Consider the following 21,318-nt stretch of genomic DNA (forward strand, 5'->3'; position numbering starts at 1 on the left):
TCCCCGGCCATCAGTCCTTCAGCACCCAGGTATCCTTGGTGCCGCCCCCTTGCGAGGAATTGACCACCAGCGAACCCTTTTTCAGCGCCACCCGCGTGAGGCCGCCGGGAGTGATGTCGATCCCCTCGGGCGAGACGAGCACGAAGGGGCGCAGGTCGAGGTGGCGCGGCGCCAGCCCGGCACGGGTGTAGATCGGGCAGGTCGACAGCGCGAGCGTGGGCTGGGCGATGTAGTTATCCGGCTTGGCGATCAGTTTTTCGCGGAACGCGGCGATCTCGCGCTTGGACGATGTCGGCCCGATCAGCATCCCGTATCCGCCCGATCCGTGCACCTCTTTCACCACCAGTTCGGCAAGATTGTCGAGCACGTAGGCCAGGCTGTCCTTGTCGGCGCAGCGCCAGGTCTGGACATTGGGCAGCAGCGGCTTTTCGCCGGTATAGAATTCGACGATGTCGGGCATGAACGAATAGATCGCCTTGTCATCGGCCACCCCCGTTCCCGGCGCATTGGCGATCGTGATCCCGCCCGATCGGTACACATCCATGATGCCGGGGACGCCCAGCATACTGTCCGGATTGAAGCTCAGCGGATCGAGATAGTCGTCGTCTACCCGGCGATACAGCACGTCGATCGGCTTGTACCCGCGCGTGGTGCGCATCTGCACCCGGCCTTCGACCACGCGCAGATCGCTGCCCTCGACCAGTTCGGCGCCCATCTGGTCGGCCAGAAAGGCGTGTTCGAAATAGGCGGAATTAAAGATGCCGGGAGTCAGCACCGCCACCGTCGGCTTGCCGCCGGTAAAGGCAGGCGGGACACAGGCGGCAAGGCTGCGGGCGAGGCGGCGCGGGTAGTTGGACACGCTCTCCACCGCGATGCGGCTGAACAGATCGGGGAACATCCCCATCATCGTTTCGCGGTTCTCCAGCATGTAGGAGACACCCGAAGGCGTGCGCGCATTATCTTCCAGCACGAAGAATTCATCCGGCCCGGTGCGGACCAGATCGATGCCGACGATATGGGTGTAAATCCCGCCCGGCGGCGTGAAGCCGACCATGTTGGCCAGCCACGCGTCATTGGATTGCAGCAGCCGCGCAGGAAGGCGGCCTGCGCGCACGATCTCCTGCCGGTGATACAGATCGTAGAGGAACGAATTGAGCGCGCGCACCCGTTGTTCGATCCCGCGCGACAGGCGCCGCCATTCGCCGGCGGTGATAATGCGCGGCACCATATCGAACGGGATCAGGCGTTCTTCGGCTGCATCCTCGCCATAGACGTTGAAGGTGATCCCGGTGCGGCGGAAACTGTCATCGGCTTCGCTGTTCTTGCGGCGCAGGAATTCGGCGGGCTGTTCGTCGTACCAGCGACAATACTCCGCATAGGCCGGCCGGGTCTGCCCGCTGCCATCAAACATCTCATCGAAATTGCCGTCGTCCGCGATCATCAACCCCCACAGGACCTTTTAGGTGCAATGCAGCAACCTAACGGACCTTTTACAAAAAGAAAGGGCTAGCTGCGCGTAGCAACCCGGCGAACCGCTTCAGCGGGTCGCTTCGAGTTCGTCCAGCAAGGTCGTGATGACCTGCGGTTCGTAAGTGAAGCCCATGTGGGTGCAGCGCACCGCCACCGCACGGTCCCGCTCGCCCGGACGCCCGGCTGCGCAACGCGGTGCGATAGCGCCGTCATTGGCGCTCCACATGGCGACCGTCTCAACCGGGGGTTTCGCCGCAAGGTCGGCGTCGATCGGCGGGGCATCGACACTGTGGCCGGTGATGAACTGGTAGGCGCGCCAGACGTTATTGGCCCGCGGCGATCCCGAGAACGGCGAACCCATGGTGATGACCTTGGCGACCGCTTGCGGCTGACGCTTGGCCAGTTCGCGGGCGAACAGCCCGCCCAGGCTCCAGCCGATCAGCACCACCGGCTTGCCGTGGCACACGTGGAGATCGACCAGCCGCGCCTCCAACTGCGTGAAGCGCTCCTCGTCCGGCCCCCAGTTGAAGCCCAGCCCCCAACGCTTGGTGCGATGGCCGGCGATTTCGAGCTGCTGCGCCAGATAGCGCATCCGCACCGGATGGGTGGCAAAGCCGGGCAGCAGCATCGCCATCTGCGGATTGGCGGTGATCGCGATATCGATTTTGCGACGACGGCGACGCACCGGTTCGAGCAGCACCGCCGCCTCGGCCAGCATCCGCACCAGTCGCGGCTTGCCCGCCTCGTGTTCCTCAGGACAGACTTCGCGCGCTAAAGCGACGCGGCGGCCGAACTCGCTTTGCCCCAACGCTGCCCGCGCGCCTTGCCCGGCAGCGGTGAACTGGCGGGAAAAGCGCGGAAAATCGGGGGCGAAGCGAAGCGATGGCATTTGTATGCTGTAACACGCTTGTAGCTGAATGTTCCATGAAATGTAACACCCGCCCTCACCCGCAGCGCAGCCTTACTGGGCGGGACAATCGCCGATGCGTTCATGCTTTGCGGCGAAGCTCATGGTACCCTCGCCCACGTCCGGCACGTTCAAAGCCATTGTCGCAGTGAAATCGGAACTGGTGGGGGTAGCGGTGCCGTTCATGGTCATGCGCGCATCGCCATCGGGGGTCTTGCACACCATTACCGCGTCCATATTACCACCCGCGAGTTCGAAGCTTTCGTAAGCGCATTCGCCGTTCTGGCCGCGCTTCATCATTTCCTCGAAGCCCTCGGCCACATCTTCTTCGGTCAGGCAATATTCGGTGGTGGTGGTGGCGCCCGCGCCGTGTCCTTCCATGCCTGCAGGCATTCCGGGAATATCCATTCCGGTCATGGTGATGGTGGCCTTGTACTGGCCGGGTTCGGGCGCGATGCCTTCTGCCTCGACCTTGCTGGCGACCTCGCCTGCGCTCACAGCGCCGTCACCATCGGCATCGGCCGAAGTTTCTCCTCCGCAGGACGCAAGAGCCAGGGCTGCCAGAGCCGGTGCCATCAGATAACGCATTGATTCACTCCTTGGTGCGAGTGTGGAAACAGGTCGGCCCACCATGGACCAGCCAAATGCCGCCCAGATACTGCAAGGCTCAGCAGTCGCCGATGCGCTTTTGCCTGACCCGCATGGACATCGATCCGGGACCAGGCCCCATATTGCCCCTCATCATCATCGTTACATCCGAAGTTGTCGGCGTGCCCGTGCCCGTCATCGTCAGGTTCATCGGCCCGTTATCGGTGTCGCAGACCATTTCGGCGTTCATCTTGCCGCCGGTCGCGGAGAAGCTTTTGTACTTGCACTCGCCGTCCTGCGATTTGCGCAGCGCGTCCTTGTAGCCTTCCTCGACCTCTTCGGGAGTAAGGCAGATCGTGACCGAGCGTTCGAACGCGCCTTTCATCATGCCCATCATGTTGGCTGGCACGCCCGGAATATCCATCGAAAGAAGCTCGACGCGCGATTCATACTTGCCCGGCAGCGGCTTCATGTCCTCGTCCACCGTCTGGGCCATCACCGCCCCCGCACCCAGAAGCACAACCGCACTGCTCAACCAAACCTTCATTGCTGCAACCTCCCGATAGCATGTGTGAGTCGCCGCGACCGGCTACCTTCTCGTTGCAGGCTAAGCGGCAAAGCCCCACTTCACAACCGCTGCCATCACCCTCATATCTGCGGCATGGCAGAACTTGTAATCCGACGCGGGCTGGACGAGCCCGATACGAGCTCGGACTTCACCCCGCACCGCCCCGCCCGTCCCGACAAGTCGATGGGCGGCATTCCGTTCAAGCTGGTGTCGGAATACGAACCGGCAGGCGATCAGCCGACCGCGATTGCCGAACTGACGCAAAGCGCGCTGGCGGACGAGAAGACGCAGGTGCTGCTCGGCGTCACCGGCAGCGGCAAGACCTTCACCATGGCCAAGGTGATCGAGACGCTGCAACGCCCCGCCCTGATCCTTGCGCCCAACAAGATTCTGGCCGCGCAGTTATACGGCGAGTTCAAGAGCTTCTTCCCTGAAAACGCGGTCGAATACTTTGTCAGTTACTACGATTATTACCAGCCCGAAGCCTACGTCCCGCGCTCCGACACGTACATCGAGAAAGAGTCGAGCGTGAACGAAGCGATCGACCGGATGCGCCATTCGGCCACGCGATCCCTGCTGGAACGCGACGACGTCATCATCGTCGCTTCGGTGTCGTGCCTCTACGGGATCGGTTCGGTCGAAACCTATTCGGCGATGATTTTCGACATCAAGGCGGGCGAGACGGTCGATCAGCGCGAATTGATCCGGAAGCTGGTGGCGCTTCAGTACAAGCGCAACGATGCCGCCTTCACGCGCGGCACATTTCGCGTGCGCGGCGACAATCTGGAAATCTTCCCCTCGCACTATGAAGACATGGCCTGGCGGGTCAGCTTTTTCGGCGACGAGATCGAGGCGATCAGCGAATTCGATCCGCTGACCGGCACCAAGGGCGCGAGCCTTGAGAAGGTGCGGGTCTATGCCAATTCGCACTACGTCACGCCTGGCCCGACGATGAAACAGGCGGCCGCCGCGATCAAATTCGAGCTGGAGGAACGGCTCAAGGAACTGGAAGCCGAAGGCAAACTGCTCGAACGCCAGCGGCTGGAACAGCGCACGCATTTCGATCTGGAAATGATCGCGGCGACGGGAAGCTGCGCGGGGATCGAAAACTATTCGCGATTCCTGACCGGTCGCCTGCCCGGCGAACCGCCGCCGACCTTGTTCGAATACCTGCCCGAAAACGCGCTGCTGTTCGTCGATGAAAGCCACCAGACCGTGCCGCAGATCGGCGCGATGGCGAAGGGCGATCACCGCCGCAAACTGACGCTGGCCGAATATGGCTTCCGCCTGCCAAGCTGCATCGACAACCGCCCGCTGCGCTTCAACGAATGGGACGCGATGCGCCCGCAGACCTTTGCGGTGTCGGCCACGCCGGGGCACTGGGAGATGGAGCAGACCGGCGGCGTCTTCGCCGAACAGGTGATCCGCCCCACCGGCCTGATCGACCCGCCAGTGGAAATCCGCCCGGTCGAAGATCAGGTGCAGGATTGCATCGTCGAATGCAAAGCCACCGCCGCCAAGGGTTACCGCACGCTGGTGACCACCCTAACCAAGCGCATGGCCGAAGACCTCACCGAATTCATGCACGAAGACGGTGTGCGGGTGCGTTACATGCACTCGGACGTGGAGACATTGGAGCGCATCGAACTGATCCGCGATTTGCGGCTGGGCGTCTATGATGTGCTGATCGGCATCAACCTGCTGCGCGAAGGGTTGGACATTCCCGAATGCGGGCTGGTGGCGATCCTCGATGCGGACAAGGAAGGCTTCCTGCGCAGCGAAACCTCGCTGATCCAGACCATCGGCCGCGCGGCGCGCAATGTCGATGGCCGGGTCATCCTCTACGCCGACCGCATCACCGGCAGCATGGAGCGCGCGCTCGCCGAAACTGACCGCCGCCGCTCCAAGCAGGAAGCCTACAACGAAGAACACGGCATCACGCCGACCACGATCAAGCGCAACATCCACGACATCGTCGCGCACACCGCCTCGCAAGACAGCGTGGTGGTGGGCACCGGCGACGCCGAGCGCAACAACATGGTCGGCCACAACCTGCGCAGCTACATCGAAGACCTCGAAAAGCGGATGCGCAACGCGGCAGCGAACCTCGAATTCGAGGAAGCGGGCCGGTTGCGCGACGAAATCCGGCGGCTGGAGGCGGATGAACTCGGCATCCCCGACGGCGAAAAACGCGCGCCGATTGTGGGCCGGAGCAATGAGGGCAAACCGGGGACGCGCAAGACGCGATATGGGAAGGTGCGGGCGAAGAGGATGGGCGGGAAGCCTTAAAGTTAGTTTTCCACAAGACTGCTCATGGATCACTAAACTATACGGCACGCCTTCTTGCGGGCTAGAGACCTGTCAACAGAGAAAACTCAATTTTTTTAAATCTCCGCTGTTGCTCAAAAGAAAATTGCCTGATTAATGATTGGCTGCACTTTTGAGAGGCAGCCATGATTGAGTCTTTTTCCTGCATTGAGACCAAACGCCTGTGGTCGGGCCGTCGAAGCCGTAAGCTGCCCGCCGACATTCAGGCGCGTGCGATCATTAAGCTCGCTATGATTGACGCCGCCGAAACGCTCGACGATCTCAAGCTGCCGCCCAGCAACCGCTTGCATGAACTCAAAGACGACCGTGCCGGCCAGCATTCCATTTCAATTAACATGAAATGGCGTATATGTTTCCGCTGGAACAACGGAAGCGCTTACGATGTCGAAATCGTCGACTACCACTGACACCTCGGACTGGCTGCACATCCCGCACGCGGGCGAATTGCTGGTCACGGAATTCATGGAGCCTTTGAAGCTCGATACCGCCGGCTTGGCTCAAGCCATCGCGGTCGAGCCTGCGCGCCTGCAAGCCATGATCGACGGCGATACCCGCGTCGACGGCGAACTCGACCTGCGCCTGTCGCGGTATTTCCGCATATCGGAAGGGTTTTTCCTGCGGCTTCAGACGAGTGCCGAACTCCGCACAGCCAAACGCGCGCTCAATGGTGAGTTGGACCGCATCCAACCCCGCGCCGCCTGATCCCCCGCACTTGAACCCAGCCGCCAAGCCTGTCACTCGCTAGTCGCATGAACCGTCGATTCCCCGCAGCGCTTGCCGCGCTCACCCTCGCCGCATTTGCCATCCCCGCCGCCGCGCAGGATGCGCCTGACGCCAAGGCCGAGGCGGCCAAGCCTGCCGCGCCCGACCCACAGGTCCGCACCCGCGACCTGACCGGCACGTTCGGCGGGCAGCGCGTTCCCTACCGCGCCACCATCGCCGATACGATCCTGTCGGACGATGCGGGCAAGGCCGAAGCGGTGATCGTCACCACGTCTTATATCAAAACGCCGGTAGACGCCTCGCGACCGGTGTTCTTCATCTATAATGGCGGGCCCGGCTCAGGCTCGGTGTGGTTGCAGATGGGCGCGTTCGGGCCGAAGCGGGTGGCAATCCCGTCCGACGCGCGCGACGATGGCGCGCCGCCCTATCCGCTGGTCGACAATCCCGACAGCCTGCTCGATGTCGCCGACCTCGTGTTCATCGACCCGCCCGGCACGGGCTTCAGCCACCTGACCAAGGGCACCGACCCCAAGAAATATTACGGCCTCAAACAGGATGGCCGCGCGGTCGCCGATGTGATCCGGCGCTGGATCAACGATAATGGCCGCTGGTCCTCCCCCAAATATCTCGGCGGGGAAAGCTATGGCACCAGCCGCACCGCGATGGTGGTGGATGAGCTGGAAGGCAGCACCTACAACGATGTCGGCCTCAACGGGCTGATCCTGATCTCGACCATCCTCGATTTCGCCGGGCGTGAACCGACGCCGGGGAACGAGATGGCCTATGTTGTCGCGCTGCCCAATATGGCGACGGCGGCCTATTTCCACGGCAAGGCGCAGGCGCCTTCCGTCGAAGCCATCGCCGAAGAAGCGCGTCAGTTCGCCATCGGCCCCTTTGCCACCGCGCTGTTGAAAGGTCAGGATCTGCCGCAGGCCGAACGCGCCGCCGTGCGCGCGGAGCTTTCCCGCCTGACAGGGCTGTCGGAAGAATACCTCGAACAGGCGGATCTGCGCGTCACCGATCAGCGGTTCTACAAGGAATTGCTGCGCGACCGAGGGCTCACCATCGGGCGGCTGGATTCGCGTTACACCGGGCGCGATTACGACAATGCCGGGGAAACGCCCGACAATGATCCCAGCTTCTACGGCATCGACGCAGGCTATACCGCCGCAATCAACCAGTGGGCGCGCGAGACGCTGGGTTACACCACCGACCGGCAATACCAGTCGATCGGCAGCATCGGCGGGCAGTGGGACTGGTCGCTGGGCAGCGGCTGGGGCCGCAACGCCTATCTCAACATCGCGCCGCTGATCGGCAAGGCGATGCGCCAGAACAGCGGCCTCAGGGTGTTCAACGCGCAAGGCTGGTATGATTTTGCGACGCCGTTCTTCGGCGCGGAATATTCGCTGAAGCGCACCGGCATCCCGCAGGACCGGATCACGTGGAAATATTACGATGCGGGCCACATGATGTATATCCGCGACGAGGACCGCGCGAAGCTTTCCGGCGATATCCGCGCCTTCATCAAGGCACGGTGATGCGCAGCAAGCCTATCCTTGCTGCGGCAGTTCTGATCGCGGCGCTGGCCTTGCCCGCCTGCAAGCCGCCGCCGACCGATGCTGCCGTGGCGCGCGCGGACGGCATGCCCCTGCCCGCCGGTCCGTCCGTCCCCCTCCCCTCGCCCGATACCACGGGCGCAGTCTGGGCGGCGAGCGGCGGTCCTGTTAGCGACGCGCCGATGCGGTTGGTCTATGGCATTCCGGGTGAGCCGGTGCTGCTCGCGCTCGAATGTCTCGAACCGGGCACGCCCGATGCGCGCCTCAGGATTTCCCGCCAATCCCCGGCAGACAAGGGCGCTGGCGCGCTGCTGGCGCTGATCGGGAATGGTTATATCGGGCGGTTTCCGGTGGATTCGACCGAACTGGGCGGGCGGCTGATGTGGCAGGGCGAAGTGCCCGCCGATGCGCAAGGCTGGAATGCGCTGATCGGTCAGCGCGAAGCGACCGCGACCGTTCCCGGCGCGGGGCTGGTGCGGCTCAATCCGAGCCCGCTGCCGATGCAGTTGGTGGAGGCGTGCCGGGGAAATGGCTCGCCCGATCAACCAGCAGGTCGGGCGTAAGTACCTGCGGCAATTGTTCGGGCCCTGATGCTCCCGGCGGATACCACAGGTAAAGCGGCACGCCCGCCGCGCCCTGCTGAGTCAGGAAGGCGGTGATCGCCTCGTCGCGCACTGTCCAGTCGCCCACCATCGTGACCACGCCTGCCGCTTCAAACGCATCGCGCACGGCCTCACGCTCGATCGCGACGCTTTCGTTGACCTTGCAGGTGACACACCAATCGGCGGTGAACCACAGGAACACCGGCTGGCCGCTGGCACGCGCTGCGGCGAGCGCTTCGGCGCTGAAGGCTTGGGGATTGTGGATGCTCTCCCGCGCCTCTGCCCCTTTGGCTTCGTAAACCGAAGGCAGGGCAATCGCGGCAAAGGCAAGGAACGGCGCGGCGACGAGGCCGAAGGCGGGCCACGCCAGCTTGCCCGCCTGTTGCAGGCGTCCGACGATCCACAGCGCAATCAGCACGCCGATGACCAGCAGCAGCGCGACCCCGCCGAACGCCCGCCCGCCCAGTTGCGCGGTGAGCCAGATCAGCGCCAGTGCAGTCAGCCCCATCGGGATCGCCATGATCCGCCGGAACCGCTCCATCCACGGACCCGGCCGCGGCAGCATTCGGCGCAACGCCGGGATGAAGCCGAGCAACAGGAACGGCAGCGCCAGCCCCAGCCCCAGCAGCGCGAACAGCAGCAAGGCTTGCGCGGTCGGCAACAGCAGCGCCGCGCCCAATGCAGCCGCCATGAACGGCCCGGTGCAGGGCGTGGCGACGAAAGCGGCGAGCAGCCCGGTGGCGAAGGCGCCCGCAGGCTTGCCGCCGCTGGTGACGCTGAGCGAAGGCAGTTCGAAAAGTCCGGCAAAGTTCGCGGTGATCGCGGCCGCCAGCACCAGCAGCGCGACGACCACGCCCGGTTCCTGCAGCTGGAATGCCCAGCCGACCTGTTCGCCCGCCGCCCGCAATGCCAGCAGCAGCGCGCCGAGGCCGACGCAGGCCAGCACCACACCCGCAGTATAGGCCAGCCCCTCGGCGCGAGCGCGCGCCTCGCTCTCGCCGGCGCGGGCGAGGCTGAGCGCCTTCAGGCTGAGGATCGGAAACACGCAGGGCATGATGTTGAGCAGAAAGCCGCCCGCCAGCGCACCGAGGATGAGCGTCCATAGCGGCGGGATCGCCATACCGACCGGCCCTGCCACCACTTCGCCGCCGGTGGGAACATCGCCGGGGATCGCGCCGAACTCCACCCCCGTTCCTTCACCGAATGCAAGGATGCCTTCCACCGCACTCGGCGTGTCGGCGCGGTATTCGGCGAGCGGGATATCCACCGTCAGCACATCGCCCACACGGCGGAAAGTCTGGGGCGCAGCGTAATCGGCCAAGTCCTCGTTGGCGATGAAGACGTGCGGATTATCGAGCGCGACGCTGGCGGGCAGAGGGATCGCAAGCCGCAAAGCACGGCCACCGACATCGAAGCTTGCCCCCGCAGAAAGTGGCGGCGCGACCTCCGCCCTCCAGCGCGCGAAATCACCGCCTTGGCGCGCCTCCAGAAGCGCATCCTGCGGCACGCAGATCTTGTCCGTGCAGGCAAGATATTCGACGTGGCCGGTGATGCGCGGCGGGGCGCGCACGTCCGCGCCCTCAGGCACCTTCACCGGCACCAGCACCGTATAAGTGCCCTCGTAAATATGGTTCATCAGCCCGCTGATCGTCAGCCGCAGCGGCACTGGATAGAGCGGCTCGCCCGCCTCCCAGCCAGCGGGCAGATCGAGCGTCAGCCGCATCCCCTGCCCCGCATCGCCGGGGTTCGACCAGTAGCCGTGCCATTCCGCAGACTTGGGCGTGAAACGCAGTGCGAGCATCCACTCCTCGCCCGCTACCGGCGCACCATCGGCGTACAGTTCCACCGCGATATTGCCGTCGCCATAGCGCGCTTCGGCGGGCACCTCCTGCGCATGACCGGCCGCCGCCAGCACAATGCTTGCGAACAGCGCAAGCATCCATGCAAGCAATTGACGGATCGGAAGCGGGAAGGTTCTTGCGCGGGACACGCGCTACCCTCTAGGCTCCGCCAGCAATCTTCGCAATCGGAGCGAAACCCGTGACCAAGCCTGACACTGAAACGCGCGACCTCGTGATCCTTGGCGGAGGACTGGTCGGCATGACGCTGGCACTGGCGGCGGCGAAGAAGGGCCTGTCGAGCCACGTGATCGACCGCGCCGATCCGGCGGAACTGACGGCGGAAGGCTTCGACGACCGCGCCACCGCAATCTCCACCGCCAGCTGGCACCTGTTCGAGAACATCGGAATTGCCGCAGGGCTGGAACAATTCGCCTGCGACATCGCCAGCATTGCGGTGACCGATCAGAACAAGCCGGGCCGGCTCGATTTCCAGCCCGGCGTCGATGGCGGCACGCTGGGGCGGATGTTCCCCAACCGCCGCTTGCGGCTCGCGCTGTTCGAAGCGGCGGCCAAGGAGCCGCTGATCCACTGGACCTCCATGGCGCACGTGATCGAACGCCAGCGCAGTGAATATGGTGTTGCCGCCGTGCTGGCAGACGGGCGCAAGCTGAAGGGCAGGCTGATGATCGCCGCCGAAGGCCGCCAGTCGCCCACCCGCGATTCTGCCGGGATCACGCTGGCCAAGTGGGATTACAAGCACCGTGCGATCATCGCCGGGCTTACGCACGAAAAGCCGCACGGCAATGTCGCTTGGGAAATCTTCTACCCCGCCGGGCCGTTCGCGCTGCTGCCGCTGAACGACGATGCCGACGGCACGCACCGGTCATCGCTGGTGTGGACGGTGTCGGAAGCAGACGGCGCGGGCGTGATGAAGCTGGGTGACCGCGCATTCCTCGCCGAAGTGGAAAAGCGCATGGGCGGGGTGCTGGGCAAGGTGCAGACGGTCGGCGCGCGGTCGTCATGGCCGCTCGGGTTCCATCACACCGCCAAGATCACCGCCGAACGGCTCGCGCTGGTCGGGGATTCGGCGCACGGCATTCACCCGATCGCCGGACAGGGGCTGAACCTCGGCCTGCGCGATGTCGGCGCGCTGGTGGAGGTGCTGGCCGATGGCGCGCGGCTCGGCCTCGATCCGGGCGACCCCGAATTGCTCAAGCGTTATGAAACGTGGCGCGGGCTCGACAGCTTCATGGTGGCGCTGGCGACTGACGGGCTGACGCGGCTGTTCGGCGTTCCCGGCAAGACCGCATCGGCCGTGCGCAGGCTCGGCATGGCGGCGGTGCAGCGCACGCCGATGCTCAAGGATTTCTTCATGGACGAAGCGCGCGGCGTTTCGGGCGATCTGCCGGAGATTTTGCGGGCGTAGCCTACGTCCGATCGGCCTAAGGCATAACCAGCGGGCTGCTCAGCTGACGCACGGGATTGCCCGCCCCGTCACGCAAGCCGCGCTGGTCGAGCACGGCGGCGGTTTCGATCACTTCCAGCGCTTCCATCGCCGTGCGATACCGCTCGGCATCCGCGATCCACGCGGCGGCCATATCGGCGCCGGGCATTCCCTTCACCTCGTCGATCGCGTTCTGGTAGCGGCCCTGTTCCAGCGCCCAGCGCGCGCGCTCCAACCGGCGTTCGGGCTGCGGCGAAGGGGTGCTTTCGCGGCGGAACACGAATAGCTGGCCGAGTTCGCGCTGGAATGTCTCCCACGATGGCCCCTGGCTGCTTTCGCGCAATTGCGGCCCCAGCCCTTCAAGCCGCGCCACGAGCCCGTCGAGCCGGACCGGATTGCGCGAGAATTCGACGATGGTGCTGACCGCATTGGGCCACTGGTCGCCGAACCGCAGCCGCAGCTGATCGGCCAGATAGCCCAGCTCCGCCCCGCGCTCGACCGCGCGCCGGGTGGCAAAGGCGATCAGCAGGCTTTCCGCACGCGCGGCATTGCCCGCCGCCGCCTGTGCCTGCAAATCGAGCAGTGCGAGCCGCTGTTCGGCAGCGGCAAGGCGCTGATCCAGGCCGCCCTGTTGTTCGGCCACGCGGGTCACAGCCTCCACCGCCTCCTCGGCATTCTCGGCCTTGATCGCATCCGCCAGCGGCGTTGGCGAAGGCGATTGCGGCAGGCCTTTCAAGGTCTGGGGTGTCTCGTCCATATCCGCCACGATTACGGCGTCGCTTGCCGTGGGCGCGGCGCGCTCGGGCTGGAGATTGTACCACACCACATAGCCCACCAGCGCGCCGCCGGCGATGAAGGCGGTCAGCACGGCCAGCATCAATCCCCGACCGGAAGATGGTTTGCGGCGGCTTGTGTATTTCGGTTCCATTATGATCCGTTCTGCGACCTTGCGTATCCCTGCCGCGCCGGCGCCGCGATTACGGCTGTCCGGCAGGAGGAGCGGGCATGGAGCGACACTTTTCGCACAAGTCAAACACCAATGCCAAGAACGCAGGCTCATCGGGCCGGGGCGCGATGTGGACGGCGGCCCAGCCCCGGCCTGCCGCATCGGCGATCCGCGGGCCGAGCGCGGCCAGCGCGATCTGACTGCGATCCAGCCCCAACCGGTCGCATTCACCAGCAAAATGCCGTGCGGTCGTCGCCGAATGCAGCAGCACCAGCGCCTCTCCCGATATTAGCAGGTGCGCGGCGGGATCGAGCGGCAGCGGGCAATTGCGATAGGCGATCACAGTGTCGAAGGTGACGCCCGCAGGCGGGTTCAGCGGGACGTGTTCCTCACCGGCGATCCGCAGCAGGTGGCGGGGGCCGGATATGGCATCCAGCACCCCTTGCAGGCCGCCGCTGCCGACCATTGCGACTGCGAATCCGGCTGCCCTCGCCGCGCTGGCGGTTGCCTCTCCCACGGCGAAGACCGGCTTGTCCGTCAGCCGCGCAAGCTGCGGCCCGCCTTGCGCGAAGACATTGGCGCTGCCGATCAACAGGCCATCGAAAAGGGCAGGATCGGGGCATTCCCACGTGACAGGCCGGATTTCCGACAGGGCGTACCCGGTGATCGCAAGCCCCAGCGCGCGCGCCTTTTCGAGAGTGGCGGTCAGCCCCGGTTCGGGCCGCAGGGCGAGCAGGTTTGCGCTCATCCCGCCGTTCGGAAATGCGGAGCAATGCCGGGCGTGGCGCGCGCCAGCAGATCGGCCGCCAGCGCGCGAACGGGGGCGTGATCGCCCGCAGCAAAGCGCGCGCTGCCTTCGATCCGCTCGGCCCCGTCAGGGCTGAACAGCGCGGCGCGCATGGAGAGTACGTCCTCGCCCGTTTCGCACAGCACCGCGACCGGCGAATGGCAGGTGCCGCCCAGTTCGGCGAGCAGCGCGCGTTCCGCCTCCAGTTCGGCGCGGGTGGGCGCGTGGTCGATCACGGCGAGTAACGCGGTGGTGGCCTCATCATCGGCGCGGCATTCGATCGCGATCACGCCTTGCGCGGCGGCGGGGATCCAGTCGACCTGGTCGAGCGGCTGCCCGACCTCGCTCTGCCCCAGCCGTTCCAGCCCGGCAGCGGCAAGGAACGTCACATCCGCCTCCCCCGCTTGCAGCTTGCCGAGCCGGGTGGCGACATTGCCGCGGAAGGTCACGACGGTGCAATCGGGCCGCAGGTTGAGCAATTGCGCGGCGCGGCGCGGGGCGCTGGTGCCGACGACCGCGCCTTGCGGAATATCTGCGATGCTGGCCGCCCCGACCAGACAATCACGCCGGTCCGCGCGCGGCAGGAATGCGGCAAAATGGAATTCGCGCGGACGAATCGTTTCGACATCCTTGGCCGAATGCACGGAAAGATCGATCCGCCCTTCGCCGAGCCATTGATCGAGCTCCTTGGTCCACAGCGCCTTGCCGCCGATTTCGGACAAAGGCCGGTCGAGCACCTTGTCGCCGCTCGCCAGCACGGGGACGAGTTCGATCGCGTCCTCGTCCCAGCCGTGGGCGGCGCACAGGCGCGCACGGGTCTCGACTGCCTGCGCCATGGCAAGCGGGGAATTGCGGGTGCCGAGGCGTAATCTCGGGGATGCTGCGGGTGCGTCGGTCATAGCTAAGCTTGCCCTAGCTTTCATAGCGACTAGATGGAAGTCGGATGGGATCGGTCACGCACACCTCTGATGCAGCTATCGCGCGCCCGCTTGTTCTGGGGATCGAATCGAGCTGCGATGAAACCGCGGTCGCGCTGGTTCGCGGCGACGGCGCGATCATCGCGCAGGCCATCGCCAGTCAGGAAGCGGAACACGCGCCCTATGGCGGCGTGGTACCCGAAATCGCCGCCCGCGCCCATGCCGAGCGGGTCGCGCCGATGATCGCACACGTGATGGCGGAGGCGGGGCTGAGCCTCGACGAGGTGGATGCCATCGCCGCCACCGCCGGGCCGGGGCTGATCGGCGGGGTGATGGTCGGCCTTGTCAGTGCCAAGGCGCTGGCAATGGCAGCGGGCAAGCCGCTGCTTGCGATCAACCATCTGGAAGGCCATGCGCTGTCGCCCCGGCTGGCGGATGCGGGCCTCGGCTTTCCCTATCTGCTGTTGCTGGTATCGGGCGGGCATTGCCAGATCCTCGCTGTCGAGGGCGTGGGCCAATATCGCCGCCTTGCCACCACCATCGACGATGCGCTGGGAGAGGCGTTCGACAAGACCGCCAAGCTCCTTGGCCTCGGCTATCCCGGCGGGCCTGCGGTGGAGCGATTGGCTTTGCAGGGCAATCCCAAGGCGGTGCCTCTGCCGCGCCCTTTGAAGGGTTCTCCCGAGCCGCATTTCTCCTTCGCTGGCCTCAAAAGCGCGGTGATGCGGGCGGTCGAGAGCGGCGCGCATGCCCCCGCTGATATCGCCGCCAGTTTCCAGCAGGCCGCAGTCGAATGCCTGATCGACCGGCTGCAATTCGCGCTGACCCGCGCTGGCCCCTCCCCCGCGTTGGTTGTCGCAGGCGGGGTGGCGGCGAATCGGGCCGTGCGCGCCGCGCTCGAAGCCTTCGCCAGCGCCAACGCCATGCGCTTCACCGCACCCCCGCTCGCGCTGTGCACCGATAATGCCGCGATGATCGCTTGGGCCGGGTGCGAGCGGCTGGCGAACGAAGGCTGGACGCGCGACGGTGACTTCGCCGGCGACCCGCTCGATTTCGTCGCTCGCCCGCGGTGGCCGCTCGATGCCAGCGCCGATACGGTGCGCGGAGCCGGAGTGAAGGCATGACAGCACAGCCAACCATCGGCCCAAAGACAATTGGGGTTATCGGCGCAGGCGCATGGGGGACGGCGCTGGCGCAGATGCTCTCCAGCGACGGGCGCGACGTGCTGCTATGGGCTTACGAGCCGGAAGTGGTCGCCGCGATCAACGCCGATCATCGCAACCCGCTCTATCTGCCGACCGCCGCCCTCGCCCCCACGATCCGGGCGACCGGCGATCTCGCCACCCTCGCCGGGATCGATACCGTTCTGGCCGTCACGCCTGCGCAGGTGCTGGGCCGGGTTCTGGCCGGTCTGCCCCGCCCCCCGCGCGATCTGGTGCTGTGTTCCAAGGGGATCGAGGCGGGCACCGGGCGGCTGATGAACGATGTCGCGCGCGAAGCTGCGCCCGGCAGCGCCATCGCAGTACTATCCGGCCCGACGTTTGCGCATGAGGTCGCCGCCGGGCTGCCGACCGCCGTCACGCTGGCCTGCGGCGGCGGGAACGACCAGTGGGACAGGATCGCCCCCGCCATCGCCCGGCCCGCCTTCCGCCCGTATTATTCCGATGATGTGATCGGGGCGGAGATCGGCGGTTCGGTCAAGAACGTGCTCGCTATCGCTTGCGGTGTGGTGGAAGGGCTCGCGCTCGGCCAGAACGCCCGCGCCGCATTGATCGCGCGCGGATATGCCGAGATGCTGCGGTTTGGCGAAGCGCTGGGCGCACGCGCCGAAACGCTCAGCGGATTATGCGGCCTCGGCGATCTGGTGCTGACCTGTTCCTCCACCTCCAGCCGCAATTTCTCGCTCGGCAAGGAATTGGGCGAAGGCGCATCGGCTGCCGACCTGATGGCCGACCGCCGCACCGTGGCCGAAGGCGCGCACACCGCGCCGGTGCTGGCCGAACTGGCGGACAAGCGCGGCACGCCGATGCCGATCGTCGCGGCGGTCAATGCCATCCTCGCGGGTCAAAGCGCGCGCGCAATCGTGGCGGAACTGCTCGCCCGCCCGCTCAAGGCCGAACGCGATGTGCCCGGGAAGGATTCCGAGGCGTGAGCCTGCCTCCCGCCCAGCCCGCAGCAGCCGCACCCGAAAAGGGCGGCGATGATCTTGCCACGCTGGCCAAGGGCGGGCGCACGAATACCATGGGTTTCGCGATCCGGCTGGTGGCGCGCATCCCGTTCCTCGTCATCGCCACCCGGCTTTACGGGGCCGAATCGCTGGGCCGCTTCGCATCGGCAATGGTGCTGATCGAGATCATCGCGCTGATCTGTTCGCTCGGCGAAAAGCGCGGTTTGGCGCTGCGCCTGTCGGAAGGCGCAGGCGAGGATCGCAGCAAGGAGGTGAATCTTGTCTATGACGGGATCCTGCTGGCGCTGGCCTATTCACTGGTAGCCGCCGGGCTGCTGCTGATATTCCCCGAACCGATGTTCCCCAACGGCATGAACTCGCCGCTGGATATCTGGCTGGTCGCCACCATCCCCGCCTTCGCCGTCACCGAGATATTGCTCGCAGCGCAGGCCTACCGCTTCGACATCGCCACCATCGTGCGTGCGCGGGCGATTGTCGAACCGTGGACGATCTCGATTGCGGCAGGGGTGTTCTTCTTCATCCCCGCCACCCGCGATGCGGGTCTTGCGCTGGCCTTCATCACCTCGATCTACGCCGGATTGCTGACGGCGGCATGGCCGTTCCTGCGCACCTTCGGCCTGCCGCGCAACTGGAGGCCCGCGCCGCGCGCGATGCTGGCGATGTCCACCCGCGCTTTCCCGCTTGTCGGGGCCGACGCGATCGAGCGCGGCACGCGGCTGCTCGATATCTTCATCCTCGGCCTGTTCGCGCCGCCGCAGGCGGTCGGCATCTATTACGCCGCGCAGCAGATTGCATCGCTGCCGCAAAAGCTGAAGACCAGTTTCGAACCGATCCTGTCGCCGGTCATCACCAAGAACCTGCGGATCGGCAACATGGACGCCATCGCCGCGCAGGTGCGGCAGGGGGGGTTCTGGATTATCGCCCTGCAGCTCGGCATCGCGCTGGTGCTGGGCCTGCCGGGCGAAGCGGTGATGGGTCTGTGGGGGCCGGATTATGTCGCGGGCACTGCGGCGCTCGCACTGCTGCTGGCTGCCGAAGTGGTCGCGTCGATGGCGGTCGTGTCCGAAAGCGTGCTGGTCTACATCGCCCGCAAGCGCAATCTGGCGATCTCGATCGGAGTGATCGCGCTGCAGGCGGGCCTGACGGTGGCGCTGATCCTTGCCGCGCGCAACGCGGGGCTTGGCGCAGGCTACGAAGCCGCGGGCGCGGCGGGCGCGCTGATGATTGCGCTGGCGGTATCCAGCCTTGTGAAGGCGCTACTGCTCAAACACCTGCTGGCAGCGCCCGTTTCCAACTGGCGCTGGCCGCTGGTCTATGCCGCAGCCGCCGCGGTGGTGGTGGGCTATGGCTTCACCCTGCTGCCCGAATGGATCGAGCTGGTGGTCGGCATTCCGGCGGTGCTCGGCACCTATGCGCTGGTGATCTGGCACCGCGGTTTCGGCGAGGAGGACAAGGTGCTGTTCCGCAAGAATGTGGTGCCCGCACCGGTCAGCGATTCGTCCGCCGCCTAGGGCGTTCAGTCGCTATTCACGGCCCCGATTCGATTTTGACCTCCGCTGAAACAAGCGGGGAGAACAAGGTGATGCGTGGGACTCGTCTGATCGGAACTGCGGCGCTGTGTGCCGTGATTGCAGGCTGCGCCAGCAAGGCGCCCGAAGAACTGGCCAAGGCGCCGACGCCGCCGCCCGGCATGGCCTCTCCGCCGCCACCGCCGCCGCCCCCTCCGCCCCCGCCTGCGCCATCCTATGCGGTGGCTGATCAGGCCTTGATGGTAACGGGATCGCGGGTCAGGAGCCCGGCCAGCGCCGAAGTTGCCTACTACGCCCCGCCTGTGATGGTCGCGACCGATCCGGGCCGCGAGCAATATGAAGGCAAGGAAGTCTCGCCGGTCAAGCTGACGCTGGCCGAGCCCGTTTCCACCTTCAGCGTCGATGTCGATACCGGCGCCTATGCCAACACCCGCCGGTTCCTGACGCAAGGCATGATGCCCCCGCAGGATGCGGTGCGAACCGAGGAAATGATCAACTATTTCCGCTACGACTACGCGCGCCCGAAAGACCGCAGCCAGCCTTTCACGGTGACGACCGATGTCGCGAAGACGCCGTGGAACGACGGCACCTACCTGATGCGCATCGGCCTGCGCGGTTACGATATCGACACCGCCGAACGCCCGCCCGCCAACCTCGTATTCCTGATGGATGTCTCGGGATCGATGAACGCTGCCGACAAGCTGCCGCTGGTCAAGACCGCGCTCGCCGGACTGGCGGGCGAATTGTCGGCGAAGGACAAGGTTGCGATCGTCGTCTATGCAGGCGCGGCCGGCATGGTGCTGGAACCCACCAGCGACACCGGCAAGATCCGCCGCGCTCTGGAAGCTCTCGAAGCGGGCGGATCAACCGCCGGGGGTGCCGGCATCGAACTCGCCTACCGCATTGCCGAAGACAACTTCATCAAGGGCGGCGTCAACCGCGTGATCCTTGCCACCGACGGCGATTTCAATGTCGGCGTTTCGAACACCAAGGCCCTGATCGAACTGATCGAGAACAAGCGCGATAGCGGCATTACGCTGACCACGCTCGGCTTCGGTCAGGGCAATTACAACGAAGCGATGATGGAGCAGATCGCCAATCACGGGAACGGCAACTACTTCTACATCGACAACGCGCTGGAAGCGAAGAAGGTGCTGGGCGAGGAGATGTCGAGCACGCTGTTCACCATTGCCAAGGATGTGAAGATCCAGGTTGAATTCAACCCTGCGGTGATCGGCCAGTACCGTCTGGTCGGCTATGAAAACCGGGCCCTGCGCGAAGAGGATTTCGACAATGATCTGGTCGATGCTGGCGATATCGGCGCGGGCCATCAGGTGACGGCGATCTACGAAGTGGTGCCGGTCGGCGGCAAGGGCTGGATCGCGCCGCGCAAGTACGAGGACAAGCCCGATGCCGCCGCCACCGCGCGGCTGGCCGAAGCCGCCAACGTCAAGCTGCGGTACAAGCTGCCCGATGGCAAAACCTCCAAACTGATCGAGCAGCCGGTCGCTTCCAGTGCGTTCAAGTCTGCCGCCTTGCCGCGGGGCGATTTCGCCTTCGCCGCCGCGGTCGCTGCCTTCGGTCAGGTGCTGCGCGGCGACGAGATGATGATGGGCTACAGCTTCGATCAGATCGGCGGGCTGGCGGGCGATCAGAACAGATCGGGCAAGGACAATTTCTGGCGGCAGGAATTCCTGCGGCTGAATGCGCTGGCGGGGAGCATGAAGGGCGGCTGAGGCCCAGGCTCTCTTGCCGCGTTAAGGGGTTGGGCTTGACCGTTCAGGGCTGCTAAGGGCGCGGGCAACCGAATCCTGAACGGAGCCTTCCCCAAATGTCGCCAGATATTACCGCTGCCCTGCCCCTGATCGTGATCGGCCTTGTGCTGCTGGTGCTGGTCGTCTGGCTGGTCATGCGCACCAACCGCAAATCGAAGGTGGTCGATCAGAACGCCACCACCAAGACCGACGTGCTGGATGACGGGGCCGAGCGGGCCAAGCGCAATCAGGCGCTGATCGACGCGCCGCGCGCGCCGGAGGTGTCGCAGGGGCCGCTGTCCGCCGCCGCCAATACCCAGACGATTGCCGCCGCCCCGCTGGGCACCGATGCCGAGGCAGGGCCGGAGGTCGCTCCGGCCACCACTGCGCCTGTTGCCCATGCCGCCCCTCCCCCGGCATCGCCCGCGACCCCGCCAGCCACTCCGCCCGCGACCGGTGGCAGCGACGATCTGACCCGGATCAAGGGCGTCGGCCCCAAGCTGGCGGCGCTGCTGGGCGATCTTGGCGTTTCCAGCTTTGGCCAGATCGCCAGCTGGTCGGCTGCCGATATCGATCGGATGGATGCGCAGCTGGGGCGGTTTTCGGGGCGCATCGCCCGCGATCAGTGGGTTGCGCAGGCCCGTCTGCTGGCGGCGGGCGACGAGGCGGGCTTCTCCGAAAGGTTCGGCCGGAACGGTTAAGAAACCCGCAAGGTTTGCGCCCAAACCGTGTTACTCTGCCGCGTTGGGGGCGGAGTCGTGGACACGGGAGAGGACCGATGGCCGTGCGGATCTTGGTAGCGGAAGACGAATTCATCACGGCTTTCGACCTGTGCGATACTTTTGAAGAAGCCGGCTACGAGGTCGAAGGGCCGCATGCCGGGATTTCCTCCGCGTTGCTCGCCTGCCAGAAGGAAAAGCCCGATCTGGCGATCCTCGATATCGAGCTGGTGGACGGGCTGACCTACGAACTGGCGCAGAAATTGATCGACGATGATGTGCCGGTGATCCTCCATTCCGAACGGGACGAGCGCGACGCAATCGCCGCCCGCTTTCCGCGCGCGGTGGCCGTGGCCAAGCCCTGCCCGCCAGCCGCACTGCTGGATATGGTCGGGCGCGCGCTGATGACCTCCTGAAAAGGCCCCCGCACCGCCACACTTCGCCGCGCTCC

At 65.5% G+C, this 21,318-nt stretch carries 20 protein-coding genes; 12 read left to right on the plus strand and 8 right to left on the minus strand.

The genetic code is table 11. The annotated features are described in order from the left end of the window. Positions 1-10: 10 nt before the first annotated feature. The 4 genes from Q0L48_RS08700 to Q0L48_RS08715 all read right to left on the minus strand — a co-directional run bounded on the left by Q0L48_RS08700 (position 11) and on the right by Q0L48_RS08715 (position 3,500). On the minus strand, positions 11-1,441 hold the full coding sequence (locus Q0L48_RS08700; RefSeq protein ID WP_296719763.1) for a circularly permuted type 2 ATP-grasp protein: 1,431 nt from the start codon (positions 1,439-1,441) through the stop codon (positions 11-13). A 96-nt stretch (positions 1,442-1,537) separates the two neighbouring features. Then, complete coding sequence (locus tag Q0L48_RS08705) at positions 1,538-2,359, minus strand: alpha/beta fold hydrolase (protein WP_296719766.1); 822 nt, start codon at positions 2,357-2,359, stop codon at positions 1,538-1,540. 72 nt (positions 2,360-2,431) lie between these two features. Next, positions 2,432-2,965: a DUF3617 domain-containing protein gene (locus Q0L48_RS08710; RefSeq protein ID WP_296719769.1), complete on the minus strand. Its 534-nt coding sequence runs from the start codon at positions 2,963-2,965 to the stop codon at positions 2,432-2,434. 79 nt (positions 2,966-3,044) lie between these two features. Next, positions 3,045-3,500 (minus strand): DUF3617 domain-containing protein, encoded by a 456-nt coding sequence (locus Q0L48_RS08715; protein WP_296719771.1) that lies wholly within the window; start codon positions 3,498-3,500, stop codon positions 3,045-3,047. Positions 3,501-3,626: 126 nt separating this feature from the next. On the opposite strand from Q0L48_RS08715, the gene uvrB reads away from it, so the two are divergent. The 5 genes from uvrB (at position 3,627) to Q0L48_RS08740 (ending at position 8,703) form a co-directional block, all read left to right on the plus strand. Then, positions 3,627-5,822: an excinuclease ABC subunit UvrB gene (gene uvrB / locus Q0L48_RS08720; protein ID WP_296719772.1), complete on the plus strand. Its 2,196-nt coding sequence runs from the start codon at positions 3,627-3,629 to the stop codon at positions 5,820-5,822. Positions 5,823-5,986: 164 nt separating this feature from the next. Next, positions 5,987-6,268 carry a type II toxin-antitoxin system RelE/ParE family toxin gene (locus Q0L48_RS08725; protein ID WP_296719775.1) on the plus strand — a complete coding sequence of 94 codons (282 nt, stop codon included), beginning with the start codon at positions 5,987-5,989 and terminating at the stop codon, positions 6,266-6,268. Then, positions 6,243-6,563, plus strand: a complete 321-nt coding sequence (locus tag Q0L48_RS08730; RefSeq protein ID WP_296719778.1) for a HigA family addiction module antitoxin — start codon at positions 6,243-6,245, stop codon at positions 6,561-6,563. The genes Q0L48_RS08725 and Q0L48_RS08730 overlap by 26 nt, the downstream gene beginning before the upstream one ends. A gap of 47 nt (positions 6,564-6,610) precedes the next feature. Beyond that, on the plus strand, positions 6,611-8,122 hold the full coding sequence (locus Q0L48_RS08735; protein ID WP_296719781.1) for a peptidase S10: 1,512 nt from the start codon (positions 6,611-6,613) through the stop codon (positions 8,120-8,122). Then, on the plus strand, positions 8,122-8,703 hold the full coding sequence (locus tag Q0L48_RS08740; RefSeq protein ID WP_296719784.1) for a hypothetical protein: 582 nt from the start codon (positions 8,122-8,124) through the stop codon (positions 8,701-8,703). Before Q0L48_RS08735 ends, Q0L48_RS08740 begins: the two co-directional genes overlap by 1 nt. Here the strand turns inward: Q0L48_RS08740 and Q0L48_RS08745 are convergent. Continuing rightward, positions 8,621-10,681 carry a thioredoxin family protein gene (locus Q0L48_RS08745; protein WP_296720343.1) on the minus strand — a complete coding sequence of 687 codons (2,061 nt, stop codon included), beginning with the start codon at positions 10,679-10,681 and terminating at the stop codon, positions 8,621-8,623. The genes Q0L48_RS08740 and Q0L48_RS08745 overlap by 83 nt on opposite strands. A 101-nt stretch (positions 10,682-10,782) precedes the next feature. Between Q0L48_RS08745 and Q0L48_RS08750 the strand changes: the two genes are divergently transcribed. Beyond that, entirely contained in the window at positions 10,783-12,009 is a 1,227-nt protein-coding gene (locus Q0L48_RS08750) for a UbiH/UbiF/VisC/COQ6 family ubiquinone biosynthesis hydroxylase (RefSeq protein WP_296719787.1), read from the plus strand. Between the two features lie 16 nt (positions 12,010-12,025). On the opposite strand, the gene Q0L48_RS08755 is transcribed toward Q0L48_RS08750, so the two are convergent. From Q0L48_RS08755 to hemC, 3 genes are read right to left on the minus strand one after another with little or no spacing between them, the layout of a single operon-like run. Further along, positions 12,026-12,955 (minus strand): hypothetical protein, encoded by a 930-nt coding sequence (locus Q0L48_RS08755; protein WP_296719790.1) that lies wholly within the window; start codon positions 12,953-12,955, stop codon positions 12,026-12,028. 49 nt (positions 12,956-13,004) lie between these two features. After that, on the minus strand, positions 13,005-13,721 hold the full coding sequence (locus Q0L48_RS08760) for a uroporphyrinogen-III synthase (RefSeq protein ID WP_296719792.1): 717 nt from the start codon (positions 13,719-13,721) through the stop codon (positions 13,005-13,007). Continuing rightward, positions 13,718-14,659 carry a hydroxymethylbilane synthase gene (gene hemC / locus Q0L48_RS08765; protein ID WP_296719794.1) on the minus strand — a complete coding sequence of 314 codons (942 nt, stop codon included), beginning with the start codon at positions 14,657-14,659 and terminating at the stop codon, positions 13,718-13,720. Before hemC ends, Q0L48_RS08760 begins: the two co-directional genes overlap by 4 nt. Before the next feature lie 44 nt (positions 14,660-14,703). On the opposite strand from hemC, the gene tsaD reads away from it, so the two are divergent. From tsaD to Q0L48_RS08795, 6 genes are all read left to right on the plus strand, one after another. Further along, positions 14,704-15,801: a tRNA (adenosine(37)-N6)-threonylcarbamoyltransferase complex transferase subunit TsaD gene (gene tsaD, locus Q0L48_RS08770; protein WP_296719796.1), complete on the plus strand. Its 1,098-nt coding sequence runs from the start codon at positions 14,704-14,706 to the stop codon at positions 15,799-15,801. Further along, a complete protein-coding gene (locus tag Q0L48_RS08775) occupies positions 15,798-16,829 on the plus strand; it encodes an NAD(P)H-dependent glycerol-3-phosphate dehydrogenase (protein ID WP_296719798.1) in 1,032 nt (343 codons plus the stop codon). The genes tsaD and Q0L48_RS08775 overlap by 4 nt, the downstream gene beginning before the upstream one ends. Then, entirely contained in the window at positions 16,826-18,376 is a 1,551-nt protein-coding gene (locus tag Q0L48_RS08780; RefSeq protein ID WP_367274035.1) for a lipopolysaccharide biosynthesis protein, read from the plus strand. The genes Q0L48_RS08775 and Q0L48_RS08780 overlap by 4 nt, the downstream gene beginning before the upstream one ends. A gap of 71 nt (positions 18,377-18,447) precedes the next feature. Further along, the gene (locus Q0L48_RS08785; protein WP_296719800.1) at positions 18,448-20,130 is read left to right on the plus strand and encodes a von Willebrand factor type A domain-containing protein; all 1,683 of its coding nucleotides are present in this window, start codon (positions 18,448-18,450) and stop codon (positions 20,128-20,130) included. Between the two features lie 95 nt (positions 20,131-20,225). Next, entirely contained in the window at positions 20,226-20,849 is a 624-nt protein-coding gene (locus Q0L48_RS08790) for a hypothetical protein (protein WP_296719803.1), read from the plus strand. Positions 20,850-20,926: 77 nt separating this feature from the next. Further along, complete coding sequence (locus tag Q0L48_RS08795; protein WP_296719804.1) at positions 20,927-21,283, plus strand: response regulator; 357 nt, start codon at positions 20,927-20,929, stop codon at positions 21,281-21,283. Positions 21,284-21,318: the final 35 nt, after the last annotated feature.

It is taken from the genome of Erythrobacter sp. (genome assembly GCF_024305245.1).
Classification (GTDB): Bacteria; Pseudomonadota; Alphaproteobacteria; order Sphingomonadales; family Sphingomonadaceae; genus Erythrobacter.

Excerpts from the sequence above, each read along its gene's own strand:
- Q0L48_RS08700 (WP_296719763.1), bottom strand. The coding sequence starts at position 1,441 with ATGATCGCGGACGACGGCAATTTCGATGAGATGTTTGATGGCAGCGGG.
- Q0L48_RS08705 (WP_296719766.1), bottom strand. The coding sequence starts at position 2,359 with ATGCCATCGCTTCGCTTCGCCCCCGATTTTCCGCGCTTTTCCCGCCAG.
- Q0L48_RS08710 (WP_296719769.1), bottom strand. The coding sequence starts at position 2,965 with ATGCGTTATCTGATGGCACCGGCTCTGGCAGCCCTGGCTCTTGCGTCC.
- uvrB (WP_296719772.1), top strand. The coding sequence starts at position 3,627 with ATGGCAGAACTTGTAATCCGACGCGGGCTGGACGAGCCCGATACGAGC.
- Q0L48_RS08725 (WP_296719775.1), top strand. The coding sequence starts at position 5,987 with ATGATTGAGTCTTTTTCCTGCATTGAGACCAAACGCCTGTGGTCGGGC.
- Q0L48_RS08730 (WP_296719778.1), top strand. The coding sequence starts at position 6,243 with ATGTCGAAATCGTCGACTACCACTGACACCTCGGACTGGCTGCACATC.
- Q0L48_RS08735 (WP_296719781.1), top strand. The coding sequence starts at position 6,611 with ATGAACCGTCGATTCCCCGCAGCGCTTGCCGCGCTCACCCTCGCCGCA.
- Q0L48_RS08740 (WP_296719784.1), top strand. The coding sequence starts at position 8,122 with ATGCGCAGCAAGCCTATCCTTGCTGCGGCAGTTCTGATCGCGGCGCTG.
- Q0L48_RS08745 (WP_296720343.1), bottom strand. The coding sequence starts at position 10,681 with ATGCTTGCGCTGTTCGCAAGCATTGTGCTGGCGGCGGCCGGTCATGCG.
- Q0L48_RS08755 (WP_296719790.1), bottom strand. The coding sequence starts at position 12,955 with ATGGAACCGAAATACACAAGCCGCCGCAAACCATCTTCCGGTCGGGGA.
- Q0L48_RS08760 (WP_296719792.1), bottom strand. The coding sequence starts at position 13,721 with ATGAGCGCAAACCTGCTCGCCCTGCGGCCCGAACCGGGGCTGACCGCC.
- hemC (WP_296719794.1), bottom strand. The coding sequence starts at position 14,659 with ATGACCGACGCACCCGCAGCATCCCCGAGATTACGCCTCGGCACCCGC.
- tsaD (WP_296719796.1), top strand. The coding sequence starts at position 14,704 with ATGGGATCGGTCACGCACACCTCTGATGCAGCTATCGCGCGCCCGCTT.
- Q0L48_RS08775 (WP_296719798.1), top strand. The coding sequence starts at position 15,798 with ATGACAGCACAGCCAACCATCGGCCCAAAGACAATTGGGGTTATCGGC.
- Q0L48_RS08785 (WP_296719800.1), top strand. The coding sequence starts at position 18,448 with ATGCGTGGGACTCGTCTGATCGGAACTGCGGCGCTGTGTGCCGTGATT.
- Q0L48_RS08790 (WP_296719803.1), top strand. The coding sequence starts at position 20,226 with ATGTCGCCAGATATTACCGCTGCCCTGCCCCTGATCGTGATCGGCCTT.
- Q0L48_RS08795 (WP_296719804.1), top strand. The coding sequence starts at position 20,927 with ATGGCCGTGCGGATCTTGGTAGCGGAAGACGAATTCATCACGGCTTTC.